Below are 13,064 nucleotides of genomic sequence, written 5' to 3'. Positions count from 1 at the left end.
CACCTCCCTGCCCGGGATGGCCGAGCATGTGTGTGCTCATCGGTCATCGAAAGGCAGTGCACGTCCATGAATTCCCGTACCTCCGAAGGCGGCGCGACGCACCGTCGGCGAACCTTCGCCGTGCTCCTGAGCGCGGCACTCGGCGTCAGCGCCTTCGCGCCCGGCGCCGCGCTGGCCGCCGCGCCCGCGGCCCCGGCCGACGCGACCGCCGTCAGCACCCCCGACGCCTCGGCCTCGGCGTCGGCCGAGGCGCGGCGCACCGGCAAGCCGGTGGAGGTGCTGGAGAAGCGGGACGAGTTCACCGAGGTGCTCGCCAACCCCGACGGGACCTTCACCTGGCGTCAGCACATCCGGCCCGTGCACGCCAAGGTCGGCGGGGAGTGGAAGACCCCGGACGCCACGCTGCGCACCACCGCTGACGGGGTGTCGCCGGCCGCCCCGACCTTCCCGATGACCTTCTCCGGCGGCGGCACCGGCCCGCTGGCCACCATGGTCCGCGAGGGCCGGTCCGTCTCGATCTCCTGGCCCACCGCGCTCCCGAAGCCCGAGCTGGACGGCAGCACCGCGCTCTACCGCGAGGTGCTCCCCGGCGTCGACCTCAAGGTGCTGGCCGAGACCGACGGCTTCGTCCACCACCTGGTCGTCAAGTCCCGTGCGGCGGCGGCCGATCCGCGGTTGGCCACGCTCGACTACGGCCTGCGCACCTCCGGCGTCTCGCTCGCCCCCGACGCGGCCGGCGGCCTCTCCGCCACCGACGCCCAGGGCCGCGCGGTCTTCCGGGCCCCGGCCCCCACCATGTGGGACTCCGGCCACCTCAAGCCCGCCGCCGCGCAGGCCGCCGCACCGGCCGCGCGGATGCTCAAGTCCGCCCCGGCCGCCGCCGCGCCCGCCGGTGCCGCTCCGGCCGCCGCCGAGCAGGCCCCGGCCGAGGCCGTGACGATGCCGGTCCAGGTCACCGGTGACAAGCTCCGCCTGACGCCGGACCAGAAGCTGCTCACCGCCCCGGACACCGTCTTCCCGGTGATCATCGACCCGGCGTTCTCCGGCGGCGGGCGGGTGAACTGGACGATGGCGTACAAGCAGAAGTACAACGCCACCGCGGCCAACACCTCGTACTGGAACGGCGACCACTTCAGCGACAAGCTGCCCCGGGTCGGCTACGAGGACGACTCCGCCTACGCCACCTACGGCACCGCCCGCTCCTTCTTCCAGATGGACACCAAGGGCCTCGGCGGCGCGCAGATCGTCTCCGCCACCTTCAACGTCTTCAACAACTACTCCTGGTCGTGCACCGGTACCCCCGTCGAGCTCGGCTTCACCGGTGCGATCAACTCCGGCACCACCTGGAACAGCCAGCCCGGCTGGTCCCAGACCCTCCAGGAGAAGTGGTTCGCCCACGGCCGCACCGGCTGCGGCGCGGCCGGTGAGGACTTCAACTCGGACGCGCTCAAGCAGCTGATCCAGCGTGCCGCCGACGGGAGTTGGAACGACGTCACGCTCGGTCTGCGCTCGCGCGGCGACTACGAGGGCAACGACCTGTCCTGGAAGAAGTTCAACAACGACCCGCACCTGGAGGTCACCTACAACCGCGCGCCGGTGGTGAACGCCTCCGGCGCGTACCAGGGCCCGTGGTCCCCCGGCAGCACCAGCGCCAAGGCGATCGTCTGCGACACCAACCCGGCCAGCTGGCCGGTGATCGGCAACACCGACGTCACCCTGACCGCCCAGGTCTCCGACCCCGACGGCGGCAACCTGACCGCGCACTTCGGCATCTGGGACAACAGCGGCAGCGGCCTGGCCCAGCCCTTCGACCCGGTGGTCTCCAGCGGCAGTTGGGCCACCGGCGTGGTGCGGGCGGCGCAGTTCGCCGACGGCCACGGCTACCGCTGGGCGATGCAGGCCCAGGACGGCATCACCAACTCCGGCAACACCCCCGAGTGCGGCTTCACCGTGGACCGCTCCGGTCCGGCCAAGCCCACCGTGACGGTCGCCGACTCCGGCGACCAGCCGGCCCGGGTGGAGCGCACCTTCAAGCTCGCCTCCTCCGACACCTTCGGCCTGGACGGCTTCTGCTACTCCGTCAACCAGCCGCTGCCCACCTCCAACACCAAGTGCGCGGGCGGCACCTGGGCCGCGGCGGCGGCCGACGGCACCGCCACCGTGAAGGTCGTCCCGACCCTGTGGCCGAGCAACCAGCTGCACGTCCAGGCCTACGACAAGGCGGGCAACCTCTCCGCCTACGACGGCACCACCGCCACCGAGGTCAAGGCCACCAGCCCCGGCTTCGTCGCCTCGCCCACCGGCACCCGCACCGGTGACCTCCCCGGTGACCTGAACGGCGACGGCTACGCCGACTTCGTGGCCGCCGACACCGACGACCAGCTGCGGTTCTACCCGGGCAAGGGTGACGGTCAGGTGGCCACCCGCAGCGTGGTCGGCTCCAGCGGCTGGCGCGGCGCGCTGGTCACCCACCGCGGTGACTTCGCCTCCGCCGTGGCGGGCCAGACCAAGGACGGCTACGAGGACTTCGTGGTCAAGCTCGGCGCCAAGCTCTACGTCTACCCGAACAACGGCCTGGGCACCCCGCTGTACGCCAAGCGCATCGAGCTCAAGCACCCCACCGGCGACTGGAGTTCGACCACCCAGATCCTCGCGGTCGGCAACGTCGACGGCCGGCTCGGCAACGACCTGCTGACCCGTGAGGGCGACGCCCTGGTGCTCTACAGCGGCACCAGCACCGGCCCGCTGGCCACCGACGCCAACGGCAGGCTGATCCCCGTCCAGGTCGCCTCCGGCGGCTGGGCCGGGATGGACCTGGCCGCCCCGGGCGACGTCAACGGCGACGGCATCGGCGACCTGCTGGCCCGCAACACCACCACCGACACCGCCCACGCCGAGTTCGGCAAGCTCTACCTCTACCCCGGCACCCGCCCGGGCGGCGCCGGCAGCTACGTCCCGGGCACCCGCACGGTGTACGCGGCCACCGGCTGGGAGCGCACCCGCCTGCCGCTGTTCAGCAGCCCCGGCAACGTGCACGGCACCGTCGCCGACACCGGCAACGGCTACCGCCAGTTCACCCCGACCGCCGGCAAGGAGGGCCCGGACGTCTGGGCCACGACCGGTGCCAACGCCACCCCGGCCTACCTGGACGCCAACGGCCAGGCCCAGACGGCGACCTGCCCGACCGGCTGCCTGCTGGCCCACCCCGGCTCGGCCACCGGCCTGAGCACCCCGGCGCTGGCCGGGAACGGCAGCTGGCAGAGCGCCATCACCGGGCTGGACGCGGTGATCGACCGCACCCCGCGGCCCGCTCCGGTCCGGAACGGGGTCGACGCGGCCAAGTGCATGGACGTCAACGGCGGGGTGGACGCGGACGGCGGCAAGGTGCAGATCTGGGACTGCAACACCAGTGACGCCCAGCGCTGGACGGTCCAGCCCGACGGTACGGTGCACGCGCTGACCCGCTGCCTGGACGCCGCCGGCGGCGGGACCATCAACGGGACGCTCATCCAGCTGTACACCTGCAACGGCAGCGGCTCCCAGGTCTTCCAGTCCCGCCCGGACGGCTCGCTCTACAACCCGCAGTCCGGCCGCTGCGTCGCCCTGCCGGCCTCCGACACCACCAACGGAACCCAGTTGATGCTCTGGGACTGCCTCGGCATCCCCGACCAGGACTGGACCATCCCCGGCACCACCCCCAAGGGCCTGAGCTGACCTCAGGAGCCTCGTCACGGGCCCCCGGCGTTCGCGCCGGGGGCCCGTGCGTTCGCAGCGGGGTCAGTCCGTGCGGGCCAGGGTGGCGTGGACGGGGCCGTCCGGGCGGACGGTGATGCTGTAGGAGGCGCCGGCCGGGGGGTTGTGGAGGGTCACGGTCCAGGCGGGGAGCAGGAGTTCGAGGAGGGCGGCGGTCTCGCGGAGGGCGAACCGGGTGCCCAGGCAGGCGCGGGCGCCGAGGCCGAAGGGGAGGTAGGCTCCGAGTTCGGCGGGGCGGCGGCCGGGAGTGGTGAAGCGGTCGGGGTCGAAGTGCTCGGGGTCGGGCCAGCGGGACGGGTCGCGGTGGGTCAGGTAGGGGCAGACCAGGACGTCGGTGCCGGCCTCGATGCGGTGGCCGCCGAGGACGTCGGGCTCCAGGGCGTGGCGGGGGAGCAGCCAGGCGGAGGGGTAGAGGCGCAGGGTCTCGTGGACCAGGGCGAGCACCGCCTCGCGCCGCTGCGGCGACCCCGCCGGGCCGGCGGCCAACGCGGCCTCCCGGGCGCCGGGGTGACGGTCCAGCAGGAGGTACAGCCAGCTGAGGGTGGTGGCGGTGGTCTCGTGCCCGGCGACCAGCAGGGTGACCAGCTCGTCCCGGATCAGCCGGTCGGGGTAGCCGTGGCCGTCCTCGGTGAGCAGGGCGAGCAGCCCGGGGCCGTCCGGTCCGGGCGGGCCCGAGCGGGCGGCCTCGATGGCCCGTTCGGCGATCAGGTCGATCCGGGCCAGCTCCCCGGCCACCGCCGCCTCGGCGTCCGCCGCGTCGGCCGGCAGCTCGGGCATCCGGGCCACCACGGTGGCGATGGAGCCGAGTTCGTGGTCGGTGGACTCGTCCAGCGGGTGGCCGGTGAGGGAGCGCCAGATGGTGTCGAGGGCGAAGCGCCGCATCTCGTCGCCGAGGTCCACCGCACCCCCGGCGGCCGCCGCCGACGTCCAGCGGTCTGCCGAGGCCTGCGCGGCGGCGGCGATCCGCTGCTCGTACCGTCGCATCCCGGTGCCGGTGAACTGCCCCTGGAGCAGCCTGCGTTGGCGCTTCCAGGCGTCCCCGGTGGCGGCCAGCACACCGTCGCCGATCAGCATCCGGGCCCGGTGCGAGCGCTTCACGTAGCGGTCCGGACGGTGCGCCAGCACCTGCTGCACCTCGGCCGGCCCGGTCACCAGCACCGCCGGCCGGTCCCCGACCGCCACCCCGGCCACCGGGCCCAACTCCTCCCGGGCGGCGGCCAGCAGCTCCACCAGCTCCCCGCCCCGCTCCCGCCAGGCGGCCACCACGGCGGGGTCGAGCTGGGGCACCGGCCGCGCCCCGGTCATCGCTGCTTCGGTGGACACCGGCCCGCTCCTCACCCTCTGACGGCTCGTCGGTACGGACCGTACGCCATCCGCGGCACCGGGTGACACCCCGCTATCGTGACGGTTGATCACCGACCGAGCGCGCACACGGGGGCACTGAATGACCGTCAACCGGCCCGGGCAGCCGACCGACCTTCCACCGGCCGAGGAGCTCTGGGCCCGCTGGGCCCTGCTGGCGGCCGTGACCGCGACCACCGAGGCCGAGGCCCGACCGTCTGTCCACCGCCACGGCCGCTGGATCGACGAGGACGGCCTGCACTGGGACGACAGCGGCTGCACCTGGTGGGTGCTGTCCCCGTGCGGCGAGGGGCGGTTCGTCCTCTACGGCGAGGACGAGTCCAGCGAGGTCAAGTGGCACGAGCCGGCCGTCGACGTGCTCGCGGGCGGCCCCGACTGGCTCCCGTACGAGGAGCTGCGGGACCGGATCGAGGGCTACGAGATCGGCTGCGTGTACTGGTACGAGAACGGCGCGTGGGCCCGCGCCCCTACCCGGACGACCTGGAGGACGACGGCCTCGACTGCGGGGTGAGCAGCGTCGCCGACCGCGCCGAGTACGTCCGTGAGCTGCGCGACCACCTCGCCGACTCGGCCCCCGTGGACGAGCTCCTCGCCGACGCCGTCGCCCGCCGCCTCGATCCGGACGCCCTGCTGTCGCACCTCGCCGCCATCAGCCGCGACGCCGACCCCGCCGACCCCGCCGCCGCCCTGCGCACCCTCACCCGCGCGGGCCTGGCGGCGCCCGCGTAGTGAGCGGTCGTCAGGCGTTCAGCCAGTCCCGGTAGCGGGTGGTCGCCAGGCGGGCGCCGGGGCCCGGGGTGAGGACGTCCCCGCGGACGGCCGCGAACAGGCCCGCCCGGTCGTCGACGACCACGGGGCGGTGGTCGCCCCGGGCGGCCAGGGTGATCCGGCCGATCTCGTCGAGGGTGGACGCCTCGGGGCCGGCGACCTCGAGGATCCCGCCGAGCGGTGCGCCGGTCGCCACGTCGGCGAGGGCGTCGACCACGTCGGCGCTGGCGATCGGCTGCAGCGGCGTGGCGGGAAGGCGCACCGCGGTCTCGTCCGAGGTCCACGACATGGTCGGCTCCATGAACTCGAAGAACTGCGTGGCCCGCACGATCGAGAACGGCGTCGGGCCGCCCCGCAGCAGCTCCTCCTGGAGCGTCTTCGCCCGGTAGTAGTCCAGCTCGGTGACCTGGTCCACGCCGACGATGGAGAGGGCGACCTGGTGGCCCACGCCGGCGCGCTCGCCCGCGGCCAGCAGGTTGCCCACGGTGGTGCGGAAGAACTCCAGGGACCGCTCGTCGAAGGTGGGCGAGTTGGTCACGTTGACCACGACCTCGGCGCCGGCGAGCGCCTGGTCGAGCCCGGCTCCGGTGAGCAGGTCGACGCCGGAGGACAGCGAGGCCGTGGTCACCTCGTGCCCTCGTGCGGTCAGCTCGGTGGCGAGCTGGGAGCCGATGAGTCCGGTGCCGATGACGGTGATCTTCATGGTCTTCCTTCCTTCTGCCGTGTGGGGTGAGCGCGCCCGCCGTTAACTCGGACAGCTCTTGTCCGAGATATTACTCGGATATCCTGCATCCGAGTCAAATGGAGGCGACATGAAGCTGTCCGGTGGCGTGGAGTGGGCGCTGCACTGCTGTGTGGTGCTCACCGCGGCCGGTGACCCGGTGCCGGCGGCCCGGCTGGCGGCCCTGCACGAGGTGTCGCCGAGCTATCTGGCCAAGCAGATGCAGGCGCTGTCCCGCGCGGGCCTGGTGCACTCGGTCCAGGGCAAGTCCGGCGGCTACGCCCTCTCCAGGGACGCCGGGTCCATCACCCTGCTCGACGTGGTGCGGGCCGTCGACGGGGCCGGCCCCGCCTTCGTCTGCACCGAGATACGCCAGCGCGGGCCGCTGGGGACGCCGCCGGAGCAGTGCACCGAGCAGTGCCCCATCGCCCGGGCGATGGGCGCGGCCGACGAGGCCTGGCGCGCGTCGCTGGCCGCCGTCACGATCGCCGACCTCGCCGCCTCGGTCGAGGGCGACAGCGGCCCCGAGGCACTCCCGAGGGTCGGCGCCTGGCTCAACGGCTGACCGCGCCGGCCTGCCGTGGGCGGGGTGGGGGCGCCGGTAGTGGGCGCGGCCCTACTCCGTCGACTCCAGGATGCGGTCGAGGGTCAGGCGTCCCATCCCGCTCATCGTCGGGTTGCTCTCGGCGTAGTACCAGACGAGGCCCATCGCCTGCTGGAACGCCCATGCCTTGCCACGTTCCCACTCCAGATCGTCGCAGCCCAGCGTCTTCCGGTACACCTCGCGCGGCCCCCGCTGCAGCAGGTGCCAGGCGCTGACCAGATCCAGCGCGGGGTCGGCCGGGGCGAACCCTCCGGTGTCGAGCACGCCGCTGAGGCGGTCGCCGGCGACCAGCACGTTGCCGGGGGTCAGGTCACCATGGCTCATCACGTCGGGGCTCGTGCGCGGCAACGTCCGTAGCCGGCTCCACAGTTGACGGAGCCGGGGCACGTCGAGCAGCCCCTCGCTCCGCTCGAAGCACTCCGCCATCCAGTCGTCGTGGTCCGTCAGCACCCCGCCACGGCCCGCACCGCTGAACACCCGCCCCCGGGTGTCGGCCTGCCGGATGGCGGCGATGAAGGTCGCCAGGTCCTGGGCAAAGGCGTCCGACCCGCTGGGGTTGGCGTCCGAGGCGATCGTTCCGGTCACCCACGTCTGGACCGACCAGGGCATGGGATATCCGGCTCCGGGTTCTCCCAGGGCAACGGGCTCCGGAACGGGGAACCGGGACACCTGCGCCAACTCCGCGCTCGCCCGGGCCTCCTGCTGCAGAACCGCAAGCGCCTCCGCGGCCTCGGCCGGCCGCAGTGGGAAGCGTGCCGCGAGGTCGTCCCCGACGCGGAAGATGGCGTTGACCGTCCCCGTCGACCGCAGGGGCCGGATCTCCCGGCCGCTCCACTGCGGGAACTGATCCCGGATCAAGAAGGCAACCGTCTCGGCGGTCACGTCCACCTGATCCTCGTGCATGGTCACTTCTCGCGCCCTCCCTCGGCCGGCCCCGCTTCTCGGACGGCCGCGCCAGAAGCAGACCAGGTCACCGGGGCCGAAGCCACCGCTTTTCCGCCGGTGACCGGGACGGCTCCTACTCGTCGACCACCAGGGAGGGGGTGTCGTGGCGCAGGGTCTCGCCGCGGAAGTAGGCCGGGGCGTGGCGGCGCCAGAGCAGCATCAGGACCACCCCGAGGGCCAGCAGGCCGAAGCCGATCAGGAAGACGGTGCCGATGCCGAGGACCGAGGTGCCGGAGCCGTAGTCGGGGTCGAAGGTGTCGACGGCGGTCTTGGCGAAGACGGCGGTGAGCAGGACGGCGCCGAGGAGTGGGAAGACGCCCTTGAAGAAGAACGAGTGGACGGAGGAGGTGAGTTCGCGCCGGAAGTACCAGACGCAGGCGTAGGCGGTGAGGCCGTAGTAGAAGCAGATCATCAAGCCGAGGGTGAAGATGGTGTCCACCAGCACGCTGTCGCTGATCAGCGTCATGGTGGAGTAGAAGACCGCCGTGCCGACCCCGGCCACCAGGGTGGCGGTGGACGGGCTGGCATAGCGGGGATGGATGTGGGCGAGCCGGGCGGGGATCGCGCGGTAGGTGCCCATGGCCAGCATGGTGCGGGCCGGCGGCAGGAAGGTGGTCTGCAGGCTGGAGGCCGAACTCGCCAGCACCGCCACGTAGATGAGGATGGAGAGCGAGCCGAGCACCGGTTTGGCCAGGGCGGCGAAGACGTTGTCCTCGGTCTCCGGGTTGCCCAGGCCGTAGGACTCGGTGCCGACGCCGGCGAAGCGCTGGGTGGCGATGGCGGTGACCAGGTAGGCGGTGAGGATCACCAGCATGGTGAGCAGGGCGGCCCGGCCCGGGGTGGCGGCCGAGCCGGCCGTCTCCTCGTTGACGGTCAGTGAGGTGTCCCAGCCCCAGTAGATGAAGAGGGAGAGCGAGAGCCCGGCGGTGAAGGCGGCGAAGGACTGCACCGCGAACGGGTCCAGCCACTGCCAGCTGAACTCGATCGCCAGCGGCGAGCGCCCCTGCCCCGCCTTGACGAAGGCGAACAGCGAGAAGACCGCCAGGACCACCAACTGCAGCCCCACCAGGACGTACTGGACCTCCTTGGTGAGGGTGACGCCCCGGTAGGCGATGGCGGTCGCCAGGGCGACGAAGACCAGACAGGTGAGGACGTTGACGCCGCGGTTGTGCGCCAGGTCGGCGAGGTCCGGGTGCTCGAAGACCTGGGCCAGCATCAGGTAGAAGAAGGAGACCGCCACCCCGGCCAGGTTGGAGAGCACGATGATGGTGGCCACGATCAGACCCCAGCCGCACATCCAGCCGAGGTGCGGTCCGAAGGCCTTGGCCGTCCAGGTGAAGGAGGTGCCGCAGTCCGGCATCACCCGGTTCAACTCCCGGTAGGCGTACGCCACCAGGAGCATCGGCAGGAACCCGGCGAGGAAGACGGCCGGCATCTGGAGCCCCACCTGGGCGACGGTCGGCCCGAGGGTCGCGGTGAGCGCGTACACCGGCGCGACCGAGGAGACGCTCAGCACCACGCTGGCCACCAGGCCGACCGCGCCCGACTTGAGCCCCTTCTCCTGAAGGTCCTGCTCCGGCTGGTGCCGCTCCGGCTGGTGGTGGTGGTGTCCGTCGGTGCTGTGCGTCAAGATTCCTCCCGAAGAGGCATCCTGACCCGCCGTCACGCGCCCGGGGCGCGACCCGCCCGCCCGCACGCCCTCGGACCACCCGTCCGGCTCACCCGCAGTCGCGGCGGGCTGTCGTTCAGAAACCGTAGGGCTCGTCCCAGTCCGGTTCCGCGACAGGTTGCGGTTCGGCGACCCAGCCGGCGGCGAGGACCAGGCGCGAGGTGCGGTGCACGGCGAGGAAGCCGAAGGGGCGGTCGAAGGTCACCTCCACCGACTTGACCCGGTACCGCATCTTCGGGATGCCGGCTGCCACGCCGGCGAAGGCGGTGACCGCGGCCGCCCGGAAGCCCTTCGCGCCGAAGGTGGCGGTCGCGGACTGCTGCCCGGAGCCGATGAACAGCGGCTCCGCGGTGGTGATTCCGGTGAAGTGTCCGGTCGGGGCCGTCGGATCGGCGGCAGAGGCCAGGCCGAAGACCTCCGGGCGCTCGAGCAGGTTGTTCTCGGCTCGGATCGTGAATGCCGGGACCTTGACCCACAGGACGTGGTCACGGGCCTCGCTCCGGATCCAGGTGATGTCCAGGCCAGGGCCGGGCCGGCCGGTGGGGAGCAGGTCGGCGGTCACCCTCGGATGGGTACCCGCGAGGATGCCGAGGCCCGCACCGAGCACGGCATCAGGTCTCGCGTCCTCGTCGCCGAGCAGCAGGTGGACGTCGATGTCGTTGTGGCCCAGGACCCGCAGTTCGGTCACTGGTCCGGCCGGGCTGTCGGCGACCGCCGCCCGGTCCAGCAGACTGGTCGCGCGGGACAGGGAGGCGAACTCGCGTCCGGCCCACGGGCCGGACCACGTCTCGTGGAGAGAGTCACTGAACGGGCGGATCCAGTCGGTGCGGACCGTCAGCGCGGAGGCGAGGACCAGCCGGGTGTCAGGCTTTAGCGCGACCGGCATCGACTCGATCTCGCCGTCGGTGTTACGGGCGGCCCACGCGTCCAGGCGGCGCCGGTCCTCGCGCTCGTCGCCCGACAGGGCGCCGTGCACGTCCGTGGTCAGACCCGCCAGCCAGGACGGCTCCGCGCGCAGCGCGCCAGAGGTCCACAGGCCGACCGCAGCCGAGGAACCCGGGAGTGTCCGCAGGGTGGTGACCAACTCCCGTGCGTGCCAAGCGGCGTCACCGCTGCGCATGCCGAGGGCGTCCTCCAGTTCGGTGGTTGCCGGGCCGTGTGCACCGGACGCCAGGAAGGCCAGCAGCGGCCACACCCCGGTCGGCATGAAGACCGTGCTGCTGCCGTCCGCGAGCCCCGCCCACCGCGCCGCCAGTCGGTTCACCGCACGAACTGCCGCGATCCTGCTCACCGTTGTCCCTCCTCGGAAGACCGGCCCGAGCGTAGGGCCTGGACCCACCGGCGGCGAACGGATTTCCACCGTGCCCCGCCGACGGCCGACCCGGCGTCAGGCGGTGCGCACGGCGAGGAGGGAGACGTCGTCGCCGACGCGGGCGCCGAACAGGAGGGAGACGGCGGTGTCGAGGACGGACTCCAGGGGGCCGGCCGGGGTGAAGGGGAGGGCGGTGAGGGTGGCCAGGCTCTGGTCGATGTCCTCGTCGCGGCGTTCCACCAGGCCGTCGGTGTAGAGCAGCAGGACGGAGCCGGGCCGCAGCCGTAGGGTGCGGCTGCGGTGCGGGCCGGGGCCGGCGCCGAGTGGGGGGCCGACGGGGAGGTCGATCAGGCGGGGCGGGCCGTCCGGGGGGATGAGGAGCGGGGGCAGGTGTCCGGCGGTGGAGAGGGTGGCGGTGCGGGTGGCGGGGGAGTAGGCGACGGTCAGGCAGGTGGCGACGCGTTCCTGGCCGAGGGCCTGGACGGTGCGTTCGGCCGCGTCGAGGATGGCCTCCGGGGGGAGGCCCTGGAGGGCGAGGGTGCGGATGACGGAGCGGTACTCGGCCATGGTGGCGGCCGCGTCCAGCCCGTGGCCCATCACGTCGCCGACGGTCAGCAGGGTGGAGCCGTCGGGGAGGGAGAGGCTGTCGTACCAGTCGCCGCCGATCTCGGCCGCGGCTCCGGCCGGGAGGTAGCGGCGGGCGCACTCCACGCCGGGGCCGGGCACCGTGGGGTCGGAGAGCAGGGCGCGCTGGAGCAGCACGGCGCTGCGGCGCTCGTGGGCGTAACGCTGGGCGTTGTCGATGGAGTTGGCGGCCCGCAGCGCCAACTCGCCCGCCAGGTCTGCCTCCTGGGGGGTGAACGGCGGGGAGCCAGCCGTTCGGACCAGCGAGACCACGCCGATCACGTCGTGACGGGCCGTCAGCGGTACGTGGCAGGCGGAGTGCAGGCCGAGCCGCCGGTGCAGGGCGATCCGCTCGGGCGGCAGGCCGAGCAGGCCGGTGCCGTCCGCGCCGAGCAGGTCGGAGACGACCGGGCGCTGTTCGTCGAGGCAGCGGGTGAGGTCCGAGCCGGGGCGGGGAGTGACGGGTGATCCGGGGGCGCCGATCCGGTGGGAGGCCTCGGCCAGGGCGGGCACGGTGGTGAGGGCCAGGCGGCGCAGTCGGAGGGCCTGGTGCGGGTGGATCGGGGAGTGGTGGTGCTCGAAGTCGAGCACGTCGACCACGGCGAGGTCGGCCAGCCGGGGCACCAGCAGTTCGGTCAGCTCCTGGCAGGTCTGCCGCACGTCCAGGGTGGTGCCGATCCGGGTGGCGGCCTCGTCGAAGAGGGTCAGCCGGGTGGAGGCGAGGGAGAGGGCCTCGCGGATGCGGCGGTCCTCGGTGATCTCCAGGACCAGGCCGACCACCCCGAGCGGAGCGCCGTCCTCGCCCTCCAGGCGGTGGAAGGCGTTGTGCCAGAAACGGGCCGGCCCCGAGTTGTCCGGGGTGGTGGTGCCCTCGACCAGGTGGACCACGGGCCGCCCGGTCTCCAGGACGGAGCGCAGCGCGGCCACGGTGTGCTCGACGTTGATGCCCGGGACCACCTCGGCCAGGCCCTTGCCGAGGTGGTGGTCGGCCGGGGCGCCGTTCATGGCGGCCAGGGCGCCGTTGACGTAGCGGTAGCGCAGCTCGGTGTCGAGGACCGCGATGCCGACGGAGGTCCCGTCGGCCACCGCGCGCATCACGGTGTGGTCGGCCACCAGGCGGGGCAGCGCGGCCGCCCCCGGGGAGTCCGGCGACAGCCGCCCGAGGTGGAGCAGCAGGGCCCTGGCCTGCTCCTCACTCAGTATGTCCAGCGACACCCGGCCCTCCTCGTGGCTGGAGGCAGTGCTCGGATCGTCGCACGGCACGGCGGGGTGGGCGACAGAAGTGACGAGTGGTGTTGAGCACCCG

At 73.1% G+C, this 13,064-nt stretch carries 10 protein-coding genes; 4 read left to right on the top strand and 6 right to left on the bottom strand.

Annotated features, from left to right (window positions below):
* The first annotated feature begins 66 nt into the window (after positions 1 to 66).
* Positions 67 to 3,714: a ricin-type beta-trefoil lectin domain protein gene (locus tag ACZ6ZR_RS29120; RefSeq protein ID WP_465647288.1), complete on the top strand. Its 3,648-nt coding sequence runs from the start codon at positions 67 to 69 to the stop codon at positions 3,712 to 3,714.
* A 63-nt stretch (positions 3,715 to 3,777) separates the two neighbouring features.
* Here ACZ6ZR_RS29120 and ACZ6ZR_RS29115 read toward each other — a convergent pair whose 3' ends face one another.
* Positions 3,778 to 5,058, bottom strand: a complete 1,281-nt coding sequence (locus ACZ6ZR_RS29115; protein ID WP_465647320.1) for a cytochrome P450 — start codon at positions 5,056 to 5,058, stop codon at positions 3,778 to 3,780.
* 139 nt (positions 5,059 to 5,197) lie between these two features.
* Between ACZ6ZR_RS29115 and ACZ6ZR_RS29110 the strand changes: the two genes are divergently transcribed.
* Together ACZ6ZR_RS29110 and ACZ6ZR_RS29105 are read left to right on the top strand one after the other, a co-directional pair.
* A complete protein-coding gene (locus tag ACZ6ZR_RS29110) occupies positions 5,198 to 5,626 on the top strand; it encodes a hypothetical protein (RefSeq protein ID WP_465647286.1) in 429 nt (142 codons plus the stop codon).
* Positions 5,623 to 5,844 carry a hypothetical protein gene (locus ACZ6ZR_RS29105; RefSeq protein ID WP_465647284.1) on the top strand — a complete coding sequence of 74 codons (222 nt, stop codon included), beginning with the start codon at positions 5,623 to 5,625 and terminating at the stop codon, positions 5,842 to 5,844. Before ACZ6ZR_RS29110 ends, ACZ6ZR_RS29105 begins: the two co-directional genes overlap by 4 nt.
* A 10-nt stretch (positions 5,845 to 5,854) precedes the next feature.
* Here ACZ6ZR_RS29105 and ACZ6ZR_RS29100 read toward each other — a convergent pair whose 3' ends face one another.
* Positions 5,855 to 6,586: an SDR family oxidoreductase gene (locus tag ACZ6ZR_RS29100; RefSeq protein ID WP_465647282.1), complete on the bottom strand. Its 732-nt coding sequence runs from the start codon at positions 6,584 to 6,586 to the stop codon at positions 5,855 to 5,857.
* Positions 6,587 to 6,695: 109 nt separating this feature from the next.
* Between ACZ6ZR_RS29100 and ACZ6ZR_RS29095 the strand changes: the two genes are divergently transcribed.
* Entirely contained in the window at positions 6,696 to 7,169 is a 474-nt protein-coding gene (locus ACZ6ZR_RS29095) for an RrF2 family transcriptional regulator (protein ID WP_465647280.1), read from the top strand.
* A gap of 51 nt (positions 7,170 to 7,220) precedes the next feature.
* On the opposite strand, the gene ACZ6ZR_RS29090 is transcribed toward ACZ6ZR_RS29095, so the two are convergent.
* The 4 genes from ACZ6ZR_RS29090 to ACZ6ZR_RS29075 form a co-directional block, all read right to left on the bottom strand.
* Complete coding sequence (locus ACZ6ZR_RS29090) at positions 7,221 to 8,111, bottom strand: aminoglycoside phosphotransferase family protein (protein ID WP_465647279.1); 891 nt, start codon at positions 8,109 to 8,111, stop codon at positions 7,221 to 7,223.
* A 115-nt stretch (positions 8,112 to 8,226) separates the two neighbouring features.
* Positions 8,227 to 9,783, bottom strand: a complete 1,557-nt coding sequence (locus tag ACZ6ZR_RS29085) for an APC family permease (RefSeq protein WP_465647277.1) — start codon at positions 9,781 to 9,783, stop codon at positions 8,227 to 8,229.
* 115 nt (positions 9,784 to 9,898) lie between these two features.
* The gene (locus ACZ6ZR_RS29080; protein WP_465647275.1) at positions 9,899 to 11,113 is read right to left on the bottom strand and encodes a serpin family protein; all 1,215 of its coding nucleotides are present in this window, start codon (positions 11,111 to 11,113) and stop codon (positions 9,899 to 9,901) included.
* A gap of 96 nt (positions 11,114 to 11,209) precedes the next feature.
* A complete protein-coding gene (locus ACZ6ZR_RS29075) occupies positions 11,210 to 12,973 on the bottom strand; it encodes a SpoIIE family protein phosphatase (RefSeq protein WP_465647273.1) in 1,764 nt (587 codons plus the stop codon).
* Positions 12,974 to 13,064 lie beyond the last annotated feature (91 nt).

The organism is Kitasatospora sp. NPDC088742, assembly GCF_055584905.1.
Note: the sequence above shows the minus strand (reverse complement) of the source record. Positions and strands in the feature narration are given on the sequence as shown.